Raw genomic sequence first — 21,727 nt, 5'->3', positions numbered from 1 at the left:
TCCTTACGATCTGTTGATCAACTAAATATATTGTTATACCGGAAACAGTCTGTGCTGTCCCAGTTTAATTGAAAATTAGCGGTTTCGTCGGTCTTTTAGTATAATCCCTTCAGCAATTAACAATATGGCATACATCAGTATGCCTATGGCGCAGGCAACTATGATATAGGCCCAGGCCGTTGCATATTGAGCCAGAACAATACCTTCTCGAATCTGACGCCCAACACCTATGATATATTCCGCAAAATATTCACTGACCAATGCACTGATAATGCTTGTCGGAACACTGACTCTCAAAGCCGTAAATACATAAGGGAGACTATTGGGCATTCTGAGTTTGAGAAACACTGTCATTGGGCTTGCCGCATAGGATTTCATCAAGTCCAGTGAATAGGGCTTTAACTCTGTAAAGCCTCTGTAGGCATTGATGCTCATGGAGACTGTACAAGTAATCATAACCACAAGGGTCTTTGCCAGCATACTTCTTGCATTGGGATCATCACTAAAATCCTTGGTCAAATTATTTAATATAGGTGCTATAGCCACAATAGGTACAGCAGTAAAAGCGGATGCAATGGAAATACCTCCATACCCCCATTGGGGAAACGCCATAGCAACAATTCCAAGTAAATATCCCAATGCCGAGCCTAGTACCAGCCCGCCTGCAGCTACAATAACAGTAGCCTGAACATTTTTTAATATCTCAGGTATATTGCCGAGTATGATATTGATAATTCGCCCAGGCAGGGGAAGCGTAAAGGTATCGGTACCCAGAATTTTGTGCAATAACTGTGTTTGCCAAAGAAGCAGGATAAAAACTCCAAACAAAACAGGATAAATGACCGTTGTAACTCCATCTTTATTTAATTCGGGTTTGCTTCTTGATTTCACCTGATTGGGATCTGTTCCCTCAGATGTTTTTACATTCAGGAAATTGGATTTGGTGTTCAAATATCCGTTTTCCATACCATACCCCTCCTCATCTTCCGACTTTTTTATAGGGCGAGACCAATTTTTCAATGGCAGACATCAGATAGAAACTTAAAATTCCGATGATAGCACTGAAGAATACTATTTGCCAGAATACGTAAATACTCATGGCATGTTTTAAAGATTGGGAGAGCATACATCCCAGTCCACCTCCACCCTGGAGCGTATCCACCAGAATGGAAGCCGTAATTGCCATGGGAGCGGATATTTTAAGGCCTGTAAAGAAATAAGGAATGCTGGATGGAATAAAGAGCTTCTTATAAACATCTGCCTTCTTTGCTGCAAGAGAATACATCAGTTCAAGTTTTTCTTTTTCTACAGCCTTAAACCCAGCCAAAGTATTGGTGGCTACAGGGTAAAAAGTCAATATGGCTGCAATGACAATTCTGCTTTTATCAATATCCTTTGTGATCGCCAGAATGATCGGGGCCATACCCAAAATAGGAATCATCTGAATGATCATAAGATATGGAAAAGCAATTTTTTCAACAGGGAGAAACATATTCATAAGTAAAGCCAATACAAAACCAATGACGCTTCCGATGATAAAACCAATTCCTGCCCTCACCAATGTCACTGCTGCATTGCTGAGTACAATTTGTGCAGCTGTCTGACTGCCGTTTACAAGATTTGGACTGAATACTGAATCAATAATCTGGTAGATGTGAGGGAGGACATATTCGGGTGTTCTTTTCGTCTGTTGTACCACAGTTGCCCCAATCTCCCACGCCATAATCAAACCAATAACCCAAACAAAGGTAACGATCTGCTTTGAGGATAAAACTCTTTTTACTCTGTTCATTCGAGCCTATACCCCCTCAAAACTGTTTCTTACTTTTGAAACCAGTGCATTGAATTTTACAGTATCTTTAATCTCCAATCCTCTTGGCCTTGGAAGATTAATGTCCACAACAGCCGAAACTCTTCCAGGATGAGGTGAAAGAACCACTACTTTATCTGACAAGAACACTGCTTCCTGCATACTGTGGGTAACGAAAATAATAGTTTTCCTGGTTTTGCGCCAAATGTTCTGCAAATCCAGATGTAATTTTTCTTTGGTAAATTCATCAAGGGCAGAGAAAGGCTCATCCATAAGAAGTATTTTGGGACGGAGTGCCAGGGCTCTGGCTATACCGACTCTCTGCTGCATGCCCCCGCTCAGTTCATGGGGATGCTTTTTCCCAAAATCATACAGTCCAACCAATTCAAGCATCTCACTCACCCGCCTTGTGCGTTCCGGTTTAGGAATTCCCATAATCTCCATGGGCATGCAGACATTTCTTCTGACCGTACGCCATTCATATAAAACGGGATTCTGAAAAACGATGCCAAATTTCTGCTGAAGTCTTACTTCACGGGGTGTCAAACCTCCAATGGATATGGTTCCGGTCGTTGGCTGCTGCAAGTCGGCGATTGTCCGAAGCAGGGTTGTTTTTCCGCAGCCTGAAGGTCCTACCAATGAAACAAATTCTCCTGGCTTTATTTCCAGATTAACGTTTCGAAGGGCTTCCACCGGTTCACCGCCATTTTTATCCGGAAACTTCACTGATAAATTTTTAATTATGATTCCAGTGTTAAATTCATCTGGATCAGAAGCTAAATTTCTATCGTAATTTACATTTGCTTTTTCAGCTTGAAACATACTAAATCCCTCCTGCTTTGCCACGTATTTTGCCCATAAAATGAAAAAATGGCGTAAAACCCTCAGGTTTTACGCCATTGTAAACTTTCAAAAATCTTTATATATAAAAAGATTTTCATATCAATCCAATTGCAAAGTGATTTGTTTTACACCATTGTAATCAGTAAAAGCAAATCTTTATATAAGTTTTCGTAGATCGCATCACCACAGTCGATTATATATTTCCAAAAGGTCCGCCCTGGTAACTTCTTTTATTGTATTAGACGGACTTCCACTTGCCATGGCATCCTCTGCCATTTTGACTTTTACTCGGTCAAACTCACCCTTGCTAATCCCATATTCCTTCAGAGTAGGTATTTTTAAATATTGGCAGAGCTCCGATAATCTTTCAATAAAAGCCTTAGCTGCTTCCTGATCGCCAGATTGGTCATTTGCTGCACCGATTACTCTGCCGATCGCGGCAAATCTCTCATAACAACCATCCAGTACATAGGACAGACATTCCTTGATCAGCATTGCATTAGCCAATCCATGAGGCACATGAAACAATGCTCCTACAGGCCTGCTCATACCGTGCACCAGAGTTACGGAAGCATTGTTGATACAAACCCCTGCTTCGTATGCTGCCAAAGCCATCTCTTCTCTTGCTGCGAGATTCCTGCCATCATCAAAAGCTCTTGGTAAAAAAGTAAAAATCCTTTTGATGGCACTTAGTGCATACATATCCGTAAGAGGATTTCCCCTTCTGGATGTATAGGCTTCAACAGCATGGGTCAGAGCATCCATTCCAGTTGATGCTGTAATAACAGGAGGCGCCGTAATGGTAAATCTGGCATCAATGATTGCCAAATCTGGAATCAACGCGTCCCCTTTAAGCAGCATTTTTATATTTCTCTCCGTATCGGTAATGACAGCGAATTTGGTTGCTTCGGAGCCGGTGCCGGCAGTTGTAGGTATTAGAACCATCGGTGGAAAATCTCCTTCTATCTCCTTACCCATATAGTCCGAAATGCGTCCTTCCAATACCGACATGGCAGCTATTGCCTTTGCACTGTCAAGAGGGCTTCCGCCACCTATTCCAATAACGAAATCACAGCCAGTTTCCTTATACTTTTTAACCCCTGCCTCAATCATTTCCACTGTAGGTTCTCCGGTGATTTCGTTAAACAGCACCCAGTCAATATTGCAATTTAAAAGAGTATCTGCCAAGGTTTTCATCGCATCTGTTTTACTGACATTTTTGCCGCTAATTATAAAAGCTTTTTTACCAAAATCTTTTATAACGGCTTCGCTTCCTTTAAGCCCGTCAGGACCAATAAATGTTTGTCCTGGTAGTCTGAATTTATAAGCCATACTGCCTCCTTTCCCAGATCCTTCGGCAACTGATAAGTATTAAACATGATTAATAACTGCTTTACCTATATATCCCTAAATATTAAATAAATTCTCTGTCTACAACACTCAGCACTTCATCCAGCTTAACCATTTCTTCCCTCAACTGTTTTTCAGTGATAATCAACGGAGGTGCAATAAGAATCATATTTTCATGGGTATAGGTCATAAAGCTGCGTTCTTTAAGCTTGCCAAGAATTTTTCCCATGATGCCGTCGGGATCTTTACCATAAGGAACTATAGGCTCTTTCGTTGCTTTATCCTTTACCAGCTCTACTGCAGAAAATAAACCTATATAACGGGCATCTCCCACACAGGGATGCTTTTCTTTAAGATCCTCCAGAATCTCACCCAGAACTTTTCCCATTTCACTTACTTGATCTGCTATATTGTGCTTTTCATAATATTCCACACATGCAACCCCTGCTGCACAAGCCAGAGGGTGTCCGCTGTATGTAAGCCCGCAGGATAATAAATGATCATCGAAGTATTCGGCGATTTTACTTGATACCGCCACGCCTCCCAGCGGTATGTACCCACAGGTAACACCTTTAGCAAAGGTAACTATATCGGGCTTTACATCAAAATGTTCAAATCCGAACATTTTACCGGTTCTGCACCAACCAGTCATCACCTCATCGCATATCATTAAAATATTATATTGATCGCACAAAGCCCTTACTCCCGGCAAATAACCTTTAGGAGGAATGATGACGCCGTTGGAACCTGTAATGGTCTCCAGAACAATTGCTGCTATTGACTGGGGGCCCTCATACTGAATCTGTTCTTCCAGTTTTGTGAGATAGTATTTTGCAGCCTCTTCTTCTGACTGAAATACAATGGCTTCCCTATAAACATAAGGATCAAAGAACTTTACAAATCCGGGAATGCCCGGCTCCAATGCGAATCTTCTGGGTTCTCCGGTAAGATTTCCGGAACCAAAGGAAGATCCGTGGTAACTTCTATAGCGGCTGAATATTTTAAATTTACCAGTATACATTCTTGCAATTTTAATAGCATTCTCATTAGCTTCAGCTCCTGCATTGGTAAAAAAGACTTTGCCCATATTGTCGGGCATGAGGTCAATGATTTTCTTTGCCAACTTCGCTCTGGACTCAGCACCGTATGAAGGTCCGATAAAACAAAACTTCTCCATTTGTACTTTGATTGCATCTTCTATCTCTTTATTGCCATAACCAAGATTCAAATTCACCAGCTGTGACGACATATCAGAATAGCGATTCCCTTCATAATCCCAAAAGTATATGCCTGATGCTTTTCCCACAGGAATAGGATCTATATATTTCTGCTTGCTCCATGATTGAAGATTATATTTTTTTAATGTCAATTTAATTTCTTCACCATTCATGTTATCGCTCCATTTCTACTTCATTCAAATAAATATTTCATTTAATGAACAAAATCCAAATTTATCTTTGTACATGTCAGATTTTATAACCCTGAGAATTGCACCAGTGCATTTTATGTTGATCTACAGATCTGTAAAATAAAAAAAGATGAAGCTCCATTTATATTAAAGCCCCATCGCTTTTTAATCTAATTTTTTAACTTGGGTTTATTATAAATCAAAACCATATGATATTGCAATTAACACTCTCCCAAATATTTTTGTGCATATGCACACTTATATCCATTAATTTACAAAAAACCGTTTAATAATTAAAGTATCCTAGAGGTTTTTGCAGTTATATAATCCCAATATTCATAAATCCGCTTAAAATCCAAATTTTTAAGTTAATGATCATCATTATATCTGTAATCGAATGAAATTATCAAAATGCAATCCTTCATTTTTCGCCATGTTTGCTACTATAATAATTAAATACAACCAATATAAACATCGTATTTTTCATGATAATAACGTATTCGTCAACTCAGGACAAATTATCATGAATTTTATGATCGACAGTCTTGCACAATCATAATCGTTAAATCATTTCTTAAAAATCTATCTTTCTGTGCTTCTGCACAAATATGTATTATCGTCATATGAGTTCCAGATAATTTTTACATATCCTACTTCATATAATCCTCATAAGCCTTGTTAAAATATTACAAAATGTCTTTTATGTAAAACCCTATGTAAAGGTTAACGCGTCCTTCCAGTTCCAAAGGATTGATTCCCACAATACTTTCGATTTTCTTGAGATGATTTAATACTGTATTTCTATGGACATACAATTTTTCTGATACCAATTGAATACTCCCGTTATTCTCAAGATAAATCCGTAAAAGTTCTGTAAAATTTGTCTTATTCTGTTTGTCATAAGCAGCCAGTTTTCCGATGGTATCATTATAGAAACTACTTAAAACACCTTTGTCGTTGGTGGCATATAGGATTTTGTAAATTCCAAGTTTATCATAGTACAGATAATTTTCCTTGAGATTGCAAGCCATCTTCATAGCAGAAATGGCTTTTTCAAAATTTTTATTTTGGTTATCCATGCCCGGTTGATTAGGACTAATCCCCATATGAATATTCAAGTGCTTTAATTTACTGCTGATGTTTTTAAAGAACTCCTTAACGAAGGCTTCGATCTCTGTATCTGTATAGTTTACAAGGGCTAAAATTAAACTCTCCCCATATAAAAAGGATATATACAATTCATGCATGCTTTTGGCAATCTTCTCTACAATCATTTTAATCTCCCGTTCGTAATCTTCAAAGCTTGCATCACCAAGGTTGCTCACGGTTATACTTATAAAGCAAAGCATACTGTCCCGATGGCAACCATATCTTTCAAGATGCATAATCTGAGCTTCCGGATCTCCAACATTAAATACAATATTCTTAATGGTTGTCGTCAGATCATTCTCCATTTGCAGATCATTGAATATTCTGTGGCAGAAATCCCTTGTCATATCCACCATTCTTGTTTCCCAGGGTATGGTGAAAAGCGGAAGGTTTTCCTTATTGCAAAAATCGATAACTTGCTCATCTATTTCTTTAATGTGAGGCCCCAGATTGACAACAAATGCACTGGCATTTACTTCTTTCAGCTTAACAGTAAAATTCAACAGCCAGTCTTTTTTATTGTTTAATACACCAGCAGTAAAAATCAGCTCATTTCCATGAAGGAAAGAAATTACATCACTGTCTTCAATAATATGAACCCATTGAACAAGATTATTTAAGCCATTATGACCAGCAATAAGCTTCATATTATACAAGAACTCACTATTCTTGCAAAGTTTCTTCACCGTTACAGACATAATCACCTCACCCCAACATTCATGTCGACTGAACATATAGATTTTAAAATTAAGTTTTTTCGATTAGTACTACATTATCAATGTTATTTAAGGTTTGTTGAAATTCGTTCCATATGTAAAGTTTATATCCATTATTGGTATACATATATCATATCATGACAGACTAAATATGCAAATACGTTGATACAACTGAATATCTTAATTCTTTCTAAACCTCAGTCAGTAAAGAGATAAAAAAATAAGGTTTCCATCAATCGGTTATACTTACCGAAAGTCTGGAAACCTTTCATCTTAGATTCATTAAGGCATATTGATGATATCAGGCCGAATTGAGTCCTATTTTAAGGCAAATTCCACCGATGGATGTGGAAACGCAGCAACTCGATTCGATCTCATATTCTTTAGAATCATCAGGCTTACCCTGCACAGGAGGCAAGATATCATATTTCTTAGTATGATCAGAAAGTGCGGTAACAACATTTCCACTAATGATATTGGCAACCTCTGATATGGCAGAAGTCACGAAAATATCCACATCCTCAAACTCCATGCCACTCATGATATTTACCATGCTAAGAGATGTGGCAACCGGAAATCGGTAAGTCACTTCTCCCTGAAGTTCTCCTACAATACCAACTACAATATCTATCTCGTCATCGCATGTAAAATTCTCAGTCGAGTGAACAGAAATATCTGAAATATTAAACATCAGATTAAAAACATTGTATGTTGAATCCACAAAAGCTTTATAAAGCTCATCTACCATTTCCATTCACCTCTTCCTTTTTAGCATAATCTGCAATCCGTTGGTCTTCGGCGGCTACATGGTTAATCAACCATGAAAGCAGTTTCCCTCCGAACTGCTGCACCAAGTTTTCATTATAATTGGTTTCTTCAAATTGCTTAGAAACCTCCAGAACGTAATCCACCATACCTATATGTATTTGCTTATGTGCTTCGTACCCAGGATAATTAATCTTTTTCTGGTATTCTTCTTCATCTCGGAAATGCTCTACGACATATCCTTTCATAAACTCCAGCGTTTCATTGATCTTGGGAAGCTTCTCTTCCCAGGCATCCTTTGATCGCACTACCTGCAAAAATGCTTCTACACGCCTGAATAATTCTTTATGCTGCGCATCAATCTGTGGAACCCCCAATTCATAGGCATCTTTCCAAAGCATAATACCACTATTCCCTTCTCTTATTAATTTAAAATTTAAATCACTTGTGCGTATAATACAATAATTTTACCATCTTTTCTCTCTATCTCCTACATAACTTTAAGGAGCATTGTTACTCCAGATATTTCGTTCTCAAGCTCATTACATTCATCTTGCTGGGTCTGTATGTAACTATCAAAAAGACATACCTTTTCCGGGAATTTTTCTTTTAATTCATTGGCCCTTTTTATGATCCATTTCTGCTGTTCATCATTAAGTCTGGCTATTTCATCATCATCAATAACCTTATCTTCTATCAGCTTTATTCCTGTTTTATCAAATATCTCAAGCCATTGCTCTTTAGTTGGATATTGTGGGTTGCTTTCATCATTGCCATATGCATCATCAATAATAATATAACCACCATTTTTTACTGTCTTTTTCAGTAACTTTATTGTTTCTTCTGAATTTCCCAAAACGTCGCCTGCTGCTCCAAGAATAACAATGTCATAGTCCTTTTCAGTCTTAACCAATTCTGTGATGTCTCCTACTGCAAAGTCACACAATTCTCCCACGCCAAATTCCTGCGCTTTTTGAACTGCAAAATCAATAAACTCCGGAATAAGGTCAATCCCTTTTACCAAGCAGCCAAGTTCCTTGGCTAAGTTAACACTTACTGCTCCTTTGCCGCATGCCAAATCAAGCACTTTTGTTTCTTTGGATACAGGAATATGTCTAGTAATCATTTCCACTATATCCTTTGGTGATGCCCCCAACTCCCATAAATCCTGCAATAAATACGGCAGATATGGTATAAGCTCTACGGATTCAGCCGTCAAGGATTTTGCGAGTTTTTCTTCTACAGTCATAAGTCTTCACCTCCCAATGCGTTAATTTCTGAAAATAAAAATTTGTTTGATTTTTCAGCAATAACTTATTATGTATAGTATATCACAACATCCGTATGTGTGGTATAATTATATTTGATATAATGTCAAAAAACACAAATAATGACATGAAAGGATGATGATCATGCCATATATAAGCACAAAAACGAATGTAAAACTAAGCAAGGATCAGTCTGAAGCTATTAAAACCAAGCTTGGAAAAGCCATTGAATTACTGCCTGGAAAGAGCGAAAATTGGCTCATGGTTGCTTTTGAAGACGAAAGCAATTTATATTTTAAAGGCAAAAATGACAAACCTTTAGCCTTTGTAGAAGTAAAACTTTTTGGCAAAGCATCAAGGGATGCCTATAACCATCTCACAAGAGAAATTACCAATATTCTTCGTGATGAACTTAACATCCAGCCAGATTGCATCTATGTAAAATATGAAGAAGTTTCAAACTGGGGCTGGAACGGAAGCAACTTCTAATGCTTAAAACACTCATGGATGCAAGATTAACAGCTTGCCTTTACTTTAATATCCAAGAATAATAAAACAAGGTTCCCATCAATCGGTTATACTTGCCGAAAATCTGGGAACCTTTAATTTTTAACCTTTAAAACCATCCGCCATTAAACTTTTTTTGTACTTTTCCCAAAACCATAAATGATATAAGCATTCCAATCAAGAGTACTGCCACGGATATAACCACAATGGCTGTATCTTCTCCAATCAAAGTAACACTTCCACTAAGCAATAAAGTGAATGCCAGTAAGTAAATACCTTTCGCAAAGGCTTTGCCATATTCTAATCTATCTGACTCTTTTACTTTTGATCGATGATAATCATGAATCAAATCCGTATTCCCTTTTTGAATAGCTATTCCACAAATCAAAAGCAATACTGCCGCAATCATCATAATAATGGAATATACCATCATATGCTTCCTCCTTAAAACTTACTTCCTACCCCTTTTCCTTTATGCACCTTCTTATACCATATTGCCATACCATCGATCCGCTCTAAAAACTTGGCTCTATTCTACTACAAACAACGACTTCCATCAATTACTTCTTATCACCTTATTATGGAATGAAATTTAAATTTTAAACCTGCATACTGCTTCATTTAATTGATCTCCTAAACTTGCCAAGACTGTGGCTAATTCTGTAACTTCAATAAGACTTGCTTGCTGCTCTGTTAAAGCAGCATATATATCATTGCTGGCATGTACAGATACATCTATGACTTCCTGAACATTTTTCATACTGCTTTTAACTTTTTCAATAGATTGCATAAATTCATTAATGTCACGAGTTATATCTGCAATATTGCCATTGACTATTTTATCTTCTTGCTCTATTTTATCAAAATATTCTTTTGCTTCTAAAGTAATTTTATTCCCCTCTTCAATTTCTTTCATATTTTCATGCATTTTGCGATTTATAGCTATTGTGTGATTTTGAAAATTATCAATTAATTCTTTAATCATCTGAGTTGACTTAGATGTTTGCTCTGAAAGTTTTCTAACTTCTTCTGCAACGACTGCAAATCCTTTCCCCGCTGCTCCTGCCCTGGCTGCCTCTATAGATGCATTCAGAGCTAAAAGACTGGTCTGGTCTGCAATTTCTGAAATAGTATTAATAATGCCAGTCATCTTATCTGAACTCTCTTTAAGCTCTTCTGAGATTTTTAGGGTGCTATCCATTACACTATTTATGTTCGAAATCTTTTCTACAAACTTATGAATGCAAATATTCCCTTGGGATGCTAATCTTACAGAGACTGCAGTATTTTCTAAAATCTCCTCTGCCCTGTTACAAATCTTTTGAGACACATCATACATTTTACTCACCGTATTCATTGTATTCTGTGCCTCTCTTTTTTGTTCTTTAATTCCTCCTGTCACAGATTCCATAGAAGCAGTAAGGAGTTCTCCTGATCTGCTGTTTTCTTCTACATTATTTTTTAAGGTATTAGACATTTCACATATATAGACGCTAACCGAAGTTACCTTTTCTATAATTCCTCTGATACCTTTTAACATGTTATTAAAAGCTTCTGCCAGACTTTTTAATTCATCCTTTGAGCGAATCACCAGGGGGTTGACTGTTAAATCCCCTTCTGCAATAGCTTTGGCATTATTACCAATGTCTTTAATAGATTTATTAATATTACCAGAAATTATTGTAATCCCAATACTTGAACCGGTAATTGATAAAATTAACGCAACAATACCCATAATACTGATTAACCGGTATTCCTTTTCTATTTGATCCTTGATAAGTTCACTGCTTTTTAATTCATTGGATATAAGGGTATTTTTCTCTGGTTCAATAAAAAAAGCTATAAGATTTTGCATGTATTTGATATTTTCCTGTACTAGACCTGAATCCTGCAAATTTTCTTCTGCAGATTTTATCTTTTCTTCTATAGTTGCAAGATGGTCTTTAATAGCACCGACATTGTACTTTACTCTATCTGAATTTGTATTGTTTTCAATGATATCAATATTTTTTTTAACTAATTCCAGATTTTCTTTATACTTCGAATCGCTGAAATCAGAATAGTTTTTATATGAATCTTCAAGGGAACCTGGAAGTATATTTAATATTTCAGGAATAGTATTGGCCAATAATATATTATCAAGAATGCGATTGTATTGATTGTTGAAATGATTGACTGTAAGCAGAAGAATAACGGATACACTGCCAAGAACAGTAACAAGAGAAAAGAAAGTAATTAAAAGCTTCCCTTTTATAGATATCCCCTTGATACTTTCACTTTCTACTTTCTTCATAAAATATTCCTCCAAAATCTTGTTTACAAATACACCTACCGATCAAACGGTAGGTGTCAAAGTCTTACCTGAATTTAATTAAGCAGCTTTCTTTCTTGTAGCTATATCAAACCATACAGCTATTAAAAGCACAAGTCCTTTTACCAAATATTGTTCAAAAGATCCGAGATTCATAAGACTCATTCCATTATCAAGACTTGCCATAACTAAAGCTCCAATAATTGCTCCTGGAATTGTTCCTTCTCCGCCTAAAGTACTGGTTCCGCCGATAATAGCTGCTGCGATACAATCCATTTCAAAGTTCTGTCCCGCTGCAACTATAGCTGCATTTAATCGCGAGGTATATACAATTCCTGCAATTGTAGACAAAAGTCCCATGAGTACAAAGATCATCATATTGGTCTTTCTAATATCAATACCAGAAAGCCTTGCCGCTTCCCTATTTCCACCTATAGCATATACATAACGGCCAAACGCAGTCTTGTTAGAAATAATTGTAAATATAATAACCACTACAAGAAGAAGTAAAACCGCATAGGGAATTCCTCTGTATAAAACCATTATAGAAAATACAGCGGCAATCACGATACTCATACCAATCAATTTTGCTATAAACATAGAATTGGAAAGCACTGTAAAACCATATTTTTGTCTTTTCTTTCTTGTATATAATTCTAATATTATATAAGCAATAATGAATAAGATTCCTAATAATGCTGTAGTATCGTGGAAATTTAATCCTTCATTAAGTTTAGGCAAATATCCCTGACCGATTGCTTTAAAAGTTGAATTGTTGGGAGATATAGATTTAGAGCCTGTAATTCCTATGATTGCTCCTCTAAACATTAACATGCTGGCAAGCGTAACAATAAAGGCTGGTACTCCTCTATAAGCGATCCAAAATCCATGCCATATCCCTATCATAAGCCCTACGATAAGAGTGATTAACAGCGCCGTGCCTACAGACATATTAAAATTAACCAGACAAACTGCAGTCACTGCTCCGGTAAAACCTACAACTGACCCTATGGACAAATCAATATGCCCAGCCACCATTACTAATACAACACCACTGGCCGCAATACCTACAGCAGCACTTTGCAAAAATAGATTGGATAAGTTTCTTGCACTTATAAAAATACCGCCGGTTAATATTTGAAATATAATCCATATGGCTAAAAGAGCGATAATCATCGAAAATTGCCTTATATTAATTTTTAAAGATTTTTTAATGGTTTCTATTGATAAACTACTTGTATTGATTGCTGGTTCTGTCATAGTTATTTCCCTCCTGTCGCATAATACATAACTTTTTCCTGAGTCGCCTCTTTATAATCTAATTCACCGCGTATTTCTCCCTCATGCATGATCAAAATTCTGTCGCTCATACCTAAAACTTCCGGAAGTTCTGACGATATCATAATAATACAAACACCACGGTCTACCAGATCGTTCATTATATTATAAATTTCATACTTGGCACCCACATCGATTCCCCTTGTAGGTTCATCAAGAATAAGTACTTTAGGCTCTGTCATAAGCCATTTTGAAAGGACAACTTTCTGTTGATTTCCACCACTTAGATTGTTAACTTTCTGCTCAATCGAAGGCGTCTTAATGTTTAAATCATCTACATATTTATTGGTTTGTCTGATAATTTCATTATCATTAACTATTCCACGATTTACCAGGCGATCCAATGATGCCAGAGAGGAATTAGATTTAACATCTTGCCCTAATACAAGACCGTATTTTTTTCTATCTTCTGATACATATCCTATACCGGCTTTAATAGCATCCTTTGGTTTTTTAATGTTCAGTTTCGTACCATTTAAAAATATTTCGCCCTTTACATTTTTACCATAAGCCCCGAAAAGGCTCATAACCAGTTCTGTTCTTCCTGCTCCCATAAGTCCTGCTATTCCAAGAATTTCTCCTTTTCTGACTTTAAAGCTAACATTTTTAATAATTTCTTTTTCAGGAATTTCCGGATTCTGTACTGTCCAATTTTTAACTTCAAGCACCACTTCCTGTGGCGTATGCTCTTTTCTTGGAAATCTATCTGAGATTTCACGGCCTACCATCATCGCAATTAATTGATCTTCATTCATCTCATTTGTAGGAATCGTTGCAACGGTTTTTCCATCTCTTAATACTGTAATCGTATCGCTGATTTCAAAAATTTCATTGAGTTTGTGGGAAATATATATACAGGTAACCCCTTTTGATTTCAAATCTTTTAAAATCTCTAATAAATTCTCTGTCTCTCGCTCAGTCAATGCGGCAGAAGGCTCATCCAAAATTAGTAAATCTGCATTTTTTGAAATTGCTTTTGCTATTTCAACCAATTGCTGCTGTCCAACCCCAAGATTCAGTACCTTGGTAGCCGGATTTAAATCTAAATGAACTTCTTTTAATATTTCAGCCGTTCTTCTATAAGTCTCATCATAATCAATGAAACCTTTTTTAATAATTTCATTTCCTAAAAATATATTCTCTGCAATACTCATCTGCTTAACCAGGGCTAATTCCTGATATATGATTGCAATCCCTATTTTTTCACTGTCTCTTATACCAGACATTCTTTGGACTTGCCCTTTAAATATAACTTCCCCTTCATAAGTTCCTGCAGGATAAATTCCGCTTAAAACCTTCATAAGCGTTGACTTGCCTGCTCCATTTTCTCCAACCAAGGCATGTATTTCACCTTTTTTTACCTTAAAATTAACATTTGACAGGGCTTTAACTCCAGGGAATTCCTTTGTTATATTGTTCATTTCCAGAATGTACTCGCTCATCTTATCCCCCGCTTTCAATACAATCATAGAGGAAGGATTAAATCCGTTCCTCTATGTCTTGTCTAGCCTTTAATTCTTATATACATCTTCTCTCTTAAGATAACCGCTGTCGATTAAAATTTCGTCAATATTATCTTTATCAACGGCTACTGGCTCAAGAAGTAAAGATGGAACATCCATTTTATTATTGTTGGTTACAGCACCGTTGGTTTCAACTTTTCCACCACTTGCCATAGTAATTGCTGCATCCAATGCCGCTGTTGCAAGTTTTCTTGTATCTTTAAATACTGTCATATCTTGTTCACCATTTACTATTCTTTGTGCTGCTGCAAGTTCTGCGTCCTGTCCTGTGATCACTACTTTGTCTGTAATACCCTGAGCATTCATTGCCTGGATGCAGCCACCTGCTGTACCATCGTTAGGAGCCAATACCCCTTGTATATCGTTGTTTGCCAAAGTTAATGCCTGCTCCATAATCTTAAGAGCATTATCTGGTTTCCAATCTATAACATCTTGTTCAAGAATTACTTTATAATCTCCACTGTCGATTTTAGGTTGAAGGTATTTTGCTGCTCCTTGCTTGAAAAGTTTTGCATTGTTATCTGTAGGTGCTCCTGCAAGCCATACAATGTTTCCTTTGTCAAGATGTTCTGTTAAATACTTTCCTTGGATTTCCCCTACCTTTACGTTATCGAAAGAAATATAAAGATCAAGGTCTGTATCCATAACAAGACGGTCATAGGAAATTACTGGCACATTGGAAGCTCTCGCACTTTCAACAATTGCTGCTGCTGAAGATGCATCATGAGGCGCCAATATTAAAACATCTATTCCCTGAGAAATTAAGTTTTCACATTGGTTAGCCTGTTTTTGAGCGTCCATATCAGCGATCTGAACTAAAAGTTCAATCCCCTTTGATTTAGCGTAATTTTCCATTGCTTCTTTGTCTCTTGCCCATCTTTCCTCTTGAAGTGTTGGAAGCGAAAATCCTATTACCAATTTTTTGCCTTCAGCAGTTTCTTTAGGTGACTCCTCAACAGTCCCTGTTTCTCCTCCCGTATTTCCTGCGGTAGAACTTGTATTTGTTTTGCCACAGCCTGTAAATGATGAAACTACCATCAAACAAAGTAACATAACTCCTAATAACTTTTTAATTTTTTTCACGATAAACCCCTCCCTGTATTTTTGGATCACTTTTGTGACCTTATTACATTATTAATATATCACATCCCGATCTGGAGATTTTTGCAATATTCTATAAAATATAGTATTGTTACAATGGTATATTTTAGATATAGTATTATTTTGTGCACAAAAAAATCGCCTATAAAGGCGATTAATTCTTAGGCCACTGTTTGGGTGGTATGTTTTGGTATACTGATTCTAACCTTTGAAATCCATCTTTAATGACTGTGTCCATCATATTTTCCTTTGTCACTGCAATCGGCATAATTTCATAGTATGGGATCGAATACTCTCCATCCTCATATACGTTGTTTACAATAATTTCTTCTCCTTTCGCTAACTGCACTGCAAGTTCTGCCGATAATCTTGCCAATTTATCAATAGGTTTATACACTGTCATAAGCTGTGTCCCTTCAACAATTCTTTGGCATGCTGACACTTCCGCATCTTGTCCGCCAACTGCAACTTTACCAGCCATTCTATTTTCTGATAATAATCTAATGAGCATCGTTGCAATAGAATCGTTTCCTGCTATAATCGCATCGATCTTTTCTTGGTTTCTTAAAAGTTCTTCCATTTTATAGCCAGCTTGCTCAGGTTCCCAATTGGGTGTCCAATATTCATGAGTAACGATAATATCTCCTGACTGAATTTTAGGATTTAAAACATTATAGTACCCTTTCCTTAGTAAAGAAACATTATTGTCACTTTCGGGGCCATTAAAAATTACATAATTTCCCTGTGGCACATGACTCACTAAAGTATCAGCTATTAATTCTCCAACCAGTTCATTATCAAAAGATATGTATAAATCCAGAGGAACCCCCTTAATCAATCGGTCATAAGAAATCACTTTAATTCCTTTTTTCCTCGCTTCATTTACCACTGTCCCCAAGCCATTGGCATCTCGTGGTACAATAACCAAAACATCTACATTTTTATTGATTAAATACTCGATTTGCTTGATCTGTTCGTCCAGATCCCCTCCCGCAGTCTGTACTATAACCTCTGCTCCAAGTTCATTCGCTCTGGATACAAAAATATCCCGGTCTCTTTGCCATCTTTCAATCATAAAAGAATCCATGGAAAATCCTATAGTGATTTTATCAGATTCATGAGATAATTCTTTTACAGGCTCCAACTTTTTTTGACAGCTGCATAAAATAACCATGTTTAAAACAAGTATACTGGTTAACATAATCTTAGTCTTCATATAACCAACTCCCATTACGTTCCTTATACTCCGTAGGAGTAAGGCCTGTAACTTTTTTGAATATACGGCAAAAGTAATTAGGATCGCTATATCCACAGTCATAAGATACTTCCTTAATACTGATCTCTTTATTTTTAAACTGATTACATGCATGTCTAATTCTTACGCTGGTAAGATAATCAATGAAATTTTCCCCTGTTTCTTCTTTAAATAACTTGCTGAAATAATATGGGCTTATATTTACCGCCTTTGATACATCTTCAAGTTTTATATCTTTCGCAAAATTTTCATTAATAAATGCTTTTGCTTTTCTGGTTACATCACTTATTTTATTTTCTTTCATCCTCTTAATCTCTTCAGAAATAAAAGTGATCTGTCCAATACTCCATTGTCTGATTTCTTCATAGTCTTCTATAGATAATATCTCTTCAAAATAATTTCTGTTATTCTGAATCATATTCTCTTGATTATTATTTTGAATATAATGACTCACTTTAAAAATCTGCTCTAAAACCTTATTTTTAATGGTTAAAGGGCTATTACCGTAGAGGATGGTTAAGCGATTAAAAAAATCATTAAATATCTTTATGCCTCCAGGAATATCTCCCTGGATGATTTTTTCTCCCAATTGTTTTTCCAGCAAAAGCAAATTATGATCTATAAGTTCATGAATTTCCGGAATATCTTTAAAATGCATTATCCCTACATCATTCATACTTTTTATAGCCTGTAAAGATTCGTTGTAGGAGTTGGAAAGCATCGTTAGATCTTTATAATTCGAACCTATTCCTATTTTAAAATCAATATCTTTTATTTTTTCATTTAATTTTTTGTAAATTAATTCTCCAAGTTCAAGAGAATATAGTCTCTCTGAATACTCATTTTCTTTTTCATCATAGGGTATAAAAACTACTATCCGGTTAAGCATCATGGCTCCTACAATGCAATCCGTTATAGATTTTAGAGTATCTCTTATAAAAGAATAGAATTGATGAGCCTTAACACTGACTCCTATTTTATTATTCATTCTGTCTCCACTGGCTTCTCCCAGTTCAATAGTCATGATGTACCCTCCTGAATGAATGCCCATGAGGGTTTTATAGTTCATGATTTCAGTACTATGATCATCAGGAAATATAACGGAATATATAAAACCATTTTCAAGCATAGGAAGAATGATTTCCATCTTTTCACGAATTTCTAATTCTTTATTCTTTTTCTCTCTTTCCAAATCTATCTCATCCATTACCTTCTTTAAAGTCTGAACAATTTTAGTTTTATTGACTGGTTTTAAAAGATATTCAGAAACTCCAAGATTAATCGCTTGCTTTGCATAATCGAATTTATCAAAAGCTGTAAGCAATATAAATTTTGTATCCGGATTACTTTTTTTAATTTCTTCAATTGCTTCTATTCCATTAATTCCTGGCATCTTTATATCCATAATAACAATATCAGGCCTATACTTATCAGCATCTTCTATAGCTTCTTTTCCTGAGTACACACTGGATACAATTTCTGCATCCTTGAAATTTTTCCCTATAACAAATTGAAGCGAATCTAAAACAATTTGCTCATCATCTGCAATCAATATTTTATGCAAGTTTTTCCCCCTCCCCATCTAATGGAATGTAAATATACATCTGAGTGCCTTTGCCCTTGCCTTCACTTTTGATCTCAAATAAATCAGCTGCACCATAAAACAAACTGATCCTATTAATAACATTAGAAATCCCTATTCCCCCTTCTGCTTTTTCATCCCATCGCTTATTCATTACCTTTTGAATTTCTTCTTCACTCATGCCTGTTCCATTATCACTAATACAAATTTCCGCCCTGTCTACTTTCCTTTTTACTGTAATTTTTATTGTATTTCCTGCACCCAGCTGGTCTAAGCCATGGACAAAAGCATTTTCCACTATAGGTTGAAGCAGCATACTGGGCAAAACCAAATTATAAAGACTTTCATCGATCTCTTTTTCATATTTTAGCCTACTGGAAAATCTTGTCTTTAAAATATATATATAATTTTCCACATGATTAATTTCTTCTCCAAGAGTGGCTGTTTTCCCCGACTTTCTGGTGGTATACCTAAACAGCTCTGCAACATTTTCAATAAATTCTCCTGTTCTGTCTGCTTCCTCCATAATGGCTAATTGCACGCCTGCATTCAAAGTATTATATAAAAAATGGGGATCTATCTGAGACTGAAAACTTCTTAACTGTGCTTCCTTCAGATAGGTTTTCATAGATAAATTCTGGAGTTCCTGTTCTTTTAATTTTCCCTCTAATTCCGCTTTCTGCTGAATTTCTGAGATATAATTTTTTATGCTCTTTACCATAGTATTAAAGGCTAAAGCCATTACCCCGATTTCATCATCAGACTCCACTCTTACCTCACGAACATCAAAATTTCCCTCTGCAATCCTGTCAGCAGCATTGGACAATTCTATAATGGGCTTTGTAATCTTATATGTAATAAGTAAGATTAAAATAATATTAAGTACTATAGTCAAAATGATAATAGTAAAATTTAAAAACTCTATGTATTTTAAATTTGAAGCCGCTACAATATACTGCTTTGTATTATTTTGGAACCTTATATTATTTAATTTTGTAATATACTCATTGATATAGCCATATAGTTTTACAGCTTCTTTATAACTTAGAGCATACCTGTTTACATTTCTTGCTCTTTTTTCTTTTACGGCCTTATCCGTTACGTCCATATAAGTTTCGATCATAGATTTGATATTTTTTTCGAGAAGTGCCGTTTCATCATCTATTATTTTTGAATTTAATTCTTCTGATTTTAACTTTAACTTCTCAAAGTTATTAAAATAGGAGGCTAAATTATCGCTGCTATTCGTCAAAAGATATGCTTCTATGCTACTCTCTACATTATTTAAAAGGGTAGACAGTTCATTTAAATTAATATTACTGACATAAATGGTGTCTACCTTTTTCATAATGGTATTAACATTCATATATACATAGATATTGGTTATTCCCATAAGGGTAGTAGTGATTAAAAAACAGAGAATAAGTCTTGTTCGTATTTTATTTTTAGGAAAATGCTTACTTTTCTCCATCCTCAAAGTACTCCTTTTTTTCCTTATCAACAATATACTTTTGGACATTGTCATTTGTAATAACGTTAAGCTTTGATGTAATAAATTCACTGGTTCTTTTATTCTCTTTTAACTCAACCATTGCTTCGATGCTTTTATAACCCATTCCCATGGCATCTCCTGCGATCGTGCCATATATAACGCCATTCTTTATATAGTTTAAGATTTCAGGATTATCATGATATCCAATAATGGTTACATCTCCAACCCTGTTTAAATCTACTACTGCCTTGGCAGCCCGTAAGGTATCGGCAGCATTCATACATAAAATCATATTAACATGATCATCATTAATCAGTATTTCTCTTATGGCTTCTTCTGAACTAAAAATCTCTGAATCCTTTACACTGACAATTTTAAATTGAATATTAGGATAACTTTTTGTACTTTCATTAATCCCCAACAAGATCATTTCATGATGATTGCTTTCAAAATTCTTGTAATCAGGATAAATAATCCCTACTACTGTATCTTTGTCAGAAGCGGCTAAGGCAATAAGCTTGCCCCACTCCAGTCCTAGATTGTATCTATTCACTCCTACATAGGACTGTCGCATACTGGACTGAGCATCATTATTTAAAGTAATAACCGGTATTCCCATATCTACTGCTTTATCAATATATGGTGTCATTTTCTCTTCATCGCTTATGTGCGTAATAATCCCATCAACTTTTGATGCAATAGCGATCTCTAAATATTTGATTTCTTCTTCTACATTCGTAGTACGAGGCCCGTTAAATTCTACTGCAACATTAAAGTCCTCGCCTGCTTTTTTCGCTCCTTTCCTAAGAGATTGCCAAAAAGGTTCATCCATACTTTCACAAATAACTGCAAAATGATATTTCAGCACATTTTCTTTATTTAACAAATCTTCTTTTTCCATAGAATCTACTTTAAACTTATTAGCTGTACTTAAATAGATGGCCATAGTAAATAGAAATACGATCAGCCCTATAATGATAAAAATAGCCAAATCTCTTTTCCTCATTTTTATCCCTCATATAAAGTTAATTATTATAAATAATCCCAATTATGATTATAGCATAGTCATTTATAAAATAATAACATAATTTTGTATATAATTTACAAATCCCCTTGGACTACTTTTTAAAAAAGCAATCTAAGGGGATTTCTGCATCATCAATATTTTAACTTCCTAGAAAAATATTAAATTATTCATTTACCGATACTTTTCTTTGTAAGATTAATTCACTCTATTTGAAATTCATTATGCAATCAATGTAATCTATAAGCTTTTGAAATAAAAAAACTACCACATGGGGTAGCAGTT

19 protein-coding genes are annotated in these 21,727 nt (G+C 35.6%); 1 reads left to right on the top strand and 18 read right to left on the bottom strand.

What is annotated here, in order from left to right; all coding sequences use genetic code 11:
• Positions 1-75 precede the first annotated feature (75 nt).
• From JOD07_RS10390 to JOD07_RS10350, 9 genes are all read right to left on the bottom strand, one after another.
• Positions 76-966 carry an ABC transporter permease gene (locus tag JOD07_RS10390; protein WP_204613899.1) on the bottom strand — a complete coding sequence of 297 codons (891 nt, stop codon included), beginning with the start codon at positions 964-966 and terminating at the stop codon, positions 76-78.
• Between the two features lie 13 nt (positions 967-979).
• The gene (locus JOD07_RS10385) at positions 980-1,792 is read right to left on the bottom strand and encodes an ABC transporter permease (RefSeq protein WP_158741428.1); all 813 of its coding nucleotides are present in this window, start codon (positions 1,790-1,792) and stop codon (positions 980-982) included.
• A 6-nt stretch (positions 1,793-1,798) separates the two neighbouring features.
• Positions 1,799-2,632: an ABC transporter ATP-binding protein gene (locus JOD07_RS10380; protein WP_204613890.1), complete on the bottom strand. Its 834-nt coding sequence runs from the start codon at positions 2,630-2,632 to the stop codon at positions 1,799-1,801.
• A 201-nt stretch (positions 2,633-2,833) separates the two neighbouring features.
• Positions 2,834-3,985, bottom strand: a complete 1,152-nt coding sequence (locus JOD07_RS10375) for an iron-containing alcohol dehydrogenase (protein ID WP_158741430.1) — start codon at positions 3,983-3,985, stop codon at positions 2,834-2,836.
• 82 nt (positions 3,986-4,067) lie between these two features.
• Complete coding sequence (locus tag JOD07_RS10370; protein ID WP_204613888.1) at positions 4,068-5,393, bottom strand: aminotransferase class III-fold pyridoxal phosphate-dependent enzyme; 1,326 nt, start codon at positions 5,391-5,393, stop codon at positions 4,068-4,070.
• Between the two features lie 704 nt (positions 5,394-6,097).
• Complete coding sequence (locus tag JOD07_RS10365) at positions 6,098-7,258, bottom strand: PucR family transcriptional regulator (RefSeq protein WP_204613886.1); 1,161 nt, start codon at positions 7,256-7,258, stop codon at positions 6,098-6,100.
• A gap of 319 nt (positions 7,259-7,577) precedes the next feature.
• Positions 7,578-8,030: a chemotaxis protein CheX gene (locus JOD07_RS10360; protein WP_243144625.1), complete on the bottom strand. Its 453-nt coding sequence runs from the start codon at positions 8,028-8,030 to the stop codon at positions 7,578-7,580.
• Entirely contained in the window at positions 8,014-8,442 is a 429-nt protein-coding gene (locus JOD07_RS10355) for a bacteriohemerythrin (protein ID WP_158741433.1), read from the bottom strand. The genes JOD07_RS10360 and JOD07_RS10355 overlap by 17 nt, the downstream gene beginning before the upstream one ends.
• A gap of 89 nt (positions 8,443-8,531) precedes the next feature.
• A complete protein-coding gene (locus JOD07_RS10350) occupies positions 8,532-9,290 on the bottom strand; it encodes a class I SAM-dependent methyltransferase (protein ID WP_158741434.1) in 759 nt (252 codons plus the stop codon).
• Positions 9,291-9,453: 163 nt separating this feature from the next.
• Here JOD07_RS10350 and JOD07_RS10345 point away from each other — a divergent pair, with 163 nt between their 5' ends.
• Positions 9,454-9,798 carry a phenylpyruvate tautomerase MIF-related protein gene (locus JOD07_RS10345; RefSeq protein WP_158741435.1) on the top strand — a complete coding sequence of 115 codons (345 nt, stop codon included), beginning with the start codon at positions 9,454-9,456 and terminating at the stop codon, positions 9,796-9,798.
• Between the two features lie 127 nt (positions 9,799-9,925).
• Here the strand turns inward: JOD07_RS10345 and JOD07_RS10340 are convergent, their stop codons facing one another.
• From JOD07_RS10340 to JOD07_RS10300, 9 genes are all read right to left on the bottom strand, one after another.
• Entirely contained in the window at positions 9,926-10,249 is a 324-nt protein-coding gene (locus tag JOD07_RS10340; RefSeq protein WP_158741436.1) for a hypothetical protein, read from the bottom strand.
• Between the two features lie 159 nt (positions 10,250-10,408).
• Positions 10,409-12,109 (bottom strand): methyl-accepting chemotaxis protein, encoded by a 1,701-nt coding sequence (locus JOD07_RS10335; protein WP_158741437.1) that lies wholly within the window; start codon positions 12,107-12,109, stop codon positions 10,409-10,411.
• A gap of 78 nt (positions 12,110-12,187) precedes the next feature.
• Positions 12,188-13,387: a sugar ABC transporter permease gene (locus tag JOD07_RS10330; RefSeq protein ID WP_158741438.1), complete on the bottom strand. Its 1,200-nt coding sequence runs from the start codon at positions 13,385-13,387 to the stop codon at positions 12,188-12,190.
• A gap of 2 nt (positions 13,388-13,389) precedes the next feature.
• Positions 13,390-14,907 (bottom strand): xylose ABC transporter ATP-binding protein, encoded by a 1,518-nt coding sequence (locus tag JOD07_RS10325; protein WP_158741463.1) that lies wholly within the window; start codon positions 14,905-14,907, stop codon positions 13,390-13,392.
• A 69-nt stretch (positions 14,908-14,976) separates the two neighbouring features.
• The gene (locus tag JOD07_RS10320; protein WP_158741439.1) at positions 14,977-16,071 is read right to left on the bottom strand and encodes a sugar ABC transporter substrate-binding protein; all 1,095 of its coding nucleotides are present in this window, start codon (positions 16,069-16,071) and stop codon (positions 14,977-14,979) included.
• A gap of 172 nt (positions 16,072-16,243) precedes the next feature.
• Positions 16,244-17,305: a D-xylose ABC transporter substrate-binding protein gene (locus tag JOD07_RS10315; RefSeq protein ID WP_158741440.1), complete on the bottom strand. Its 1,062-nt coding sequence runs from the start codon at positions 17,303-17,305 to the stop codon at positions 16,244-16,246.
• Positions 17,295-18,908: a response regulator gene (locus JOD07_RS10310; RefSeq protein ID WP_158741441.1), complete on the bottom strand. Its 1,614-nt coding sequence runs from the start codon at positions 18,906-18,908 to the stop codon at positions 17,295-17,297. Before JOD07_RS10310 ends, JOD07_RS10315 begins: the two co-directional genes overlap by 11 nt.
• The gene (locus tag JOD07_RS10305; RefSeq protein ID WP_158741442.1) at positions 18,901-20,397 is read right to left on the bottom strand and encodes a sensor histidine kinase; all 1,497 of its coding nucleotides are present in this window, start codon (positions 20,395-20,397) and stop codon (positions 18,901-18,903) included. Before JOD07_RS10305 ends, JOD07_RS10310 begins: the two co-directional genes overlap by 8 nt.
• Positions 20,384-21,424 (bottom strand): substrate-binding domain-containing protein, encoded by a 1,041-nt coding sequence (locus JOD07_RS10300; RefSeq protein ID WP_204613884.1) that lies wholly within the window; start codon positions 21,422-21,424, stop codon positions 20,384-20,386. Before JOD07_RS10300 ends, JOD07_RS10305 begins: the two co-directional genes overlap by 14 nt.
• Between the last annotated feature and the right edge of the window lie 303 nt (positions 21,425-21,727).

The sequence above is a fragment of the Defluviitalea raffinosedens genome, assembly GCF_016908775.1.
In the GTDB taxonomy this organism is placed as follows: Bacteria; Bacillota; Clostridia; order Lachnospirales; family Defluviitaleaceae; genus Defluviitalea; species Defluviitalea raffinosedens.
This window is presented reverse-complemented; position numbering and strand designations above follow the sequence as displayed.

Bases quoted from the DNA above. Each gene is read 5' to 3' on its own strand.
- JOD07_RS10390 (WP_204613899.1), bottom strand. From the start codon at position 966: ATGGAAAACGGATATTTGAACACCAAATCCAATTTCCTGAATGTAAAA.
- JOD07_RS10385 (WP_158741428.1), bottom strand. From the start codon at position 1,792: ATGAACAGAGTAAAAAGAGTTTTATCCTCAAAGCAGATCGTTACCTTT.
- JOD07_RS10380 (WP_204613890.1), bottom strand. From the start codon at position 2,632: ATGTTTCAAGCTGAAAAAGCAAATGTAAATTACGATAGAAATTTAGCT.
- JOD07_RS10375 (WP_158741430.1), bottom strand. From the start codon at position 3,985: ATGGCTTATAAATTCAGACTACCAGGACAAACATTTATTGGTCCTGAC.
- JOD07_RS10370 (WP_204613888.1), bottom strand. From the start codon at position 5,393: ATGAATGGTGAAGAAATTAAATTGACATTAAAAAAATATAATCTTCAA.
- JOD07_RS10365 (WP_204613886.1), bottom strand. From the start codon at position 7,258: ATGTCTGTAACGGTGAAGAAACTTTGCAAGAATAGTGAGTTCTTGTAT.
- JOD07_RS10360 (WP_243144625.1), bottom strand. From the start codon at position 8,030: ATGGAAATGGTAGATGAGCTTTATAAAGCTTTTGTGGATTCAACATAC.
- JOD07_RS10355 (WP_158741433.1), bottom strand. From the start codon at position 8,442: ATGCTTTGGAAAGATGCCTATGAATTGGGGGTTCCACAGATTGATGCG.
- JOD07_RS10350 (WP_158741434.1), bottom strand. From the start codon at position 9,290: ATGACTGTAGAAGAAAAACTCGCAAAATCCTTGACGGCTGAATCCGTA.
- JOD07_RS10345 (WP_158741435.1), top strand. From the start codon at position 9,454: ATGCCATATATAAGCACAAAAACGAATGTAAAACTAAGCAAGGATCAG.
- JOD07_RS10340 (WP_158741436.1), bottom strand. From the start codon at position 10,249: ATGATGGTATATTCCATTATTATGATGATTGCGGCAGTATTGCTTTTG.
- JOD07_RS10335 (WP_158741437.1), bottom strand. From the start codon at position 12,109: ATGAAGAAAGTAGAAAGTGAAAGTATCAAGGGGATATCTATAAAAGGG.
- JOD07_RS10330 (WP_158741438.1), bottom strand. From the start codon at position 13,387: ATGACAGAACCAGCAATCAATACAAGTAGTTTATCAATAGAAACCATT.
- JOD07_RS10325 (WP_158741463.1), bottom strand. From the start codon at position 14,907: ATGAGCGAGTACATTCTGGAAATGAACAATATAACAAAGGAATTCCCT.
- JOD07_RS10315 (WP_158741440.1), bottom strand. From the start codon at position 17,305: ATGAAGACTAAGATTATGTTAACCAGTATACTTGTTTTAAACATGGTT.
- JOD07_RS10305 (WP_158741442.1), bottom strand. From the start codon at position 20,397: ATGGAGAAAAGTAAGCATTTTCCTAAAAATAAAATACGAACAAGACTT.
- JOD07_RS10300 (WP_204613884.1), bottom strand. From the start codon at position 21,424: ATGAGGAAAAGAGATTTGGCTATTTTTATCATTATAGGGCTGATCGTA.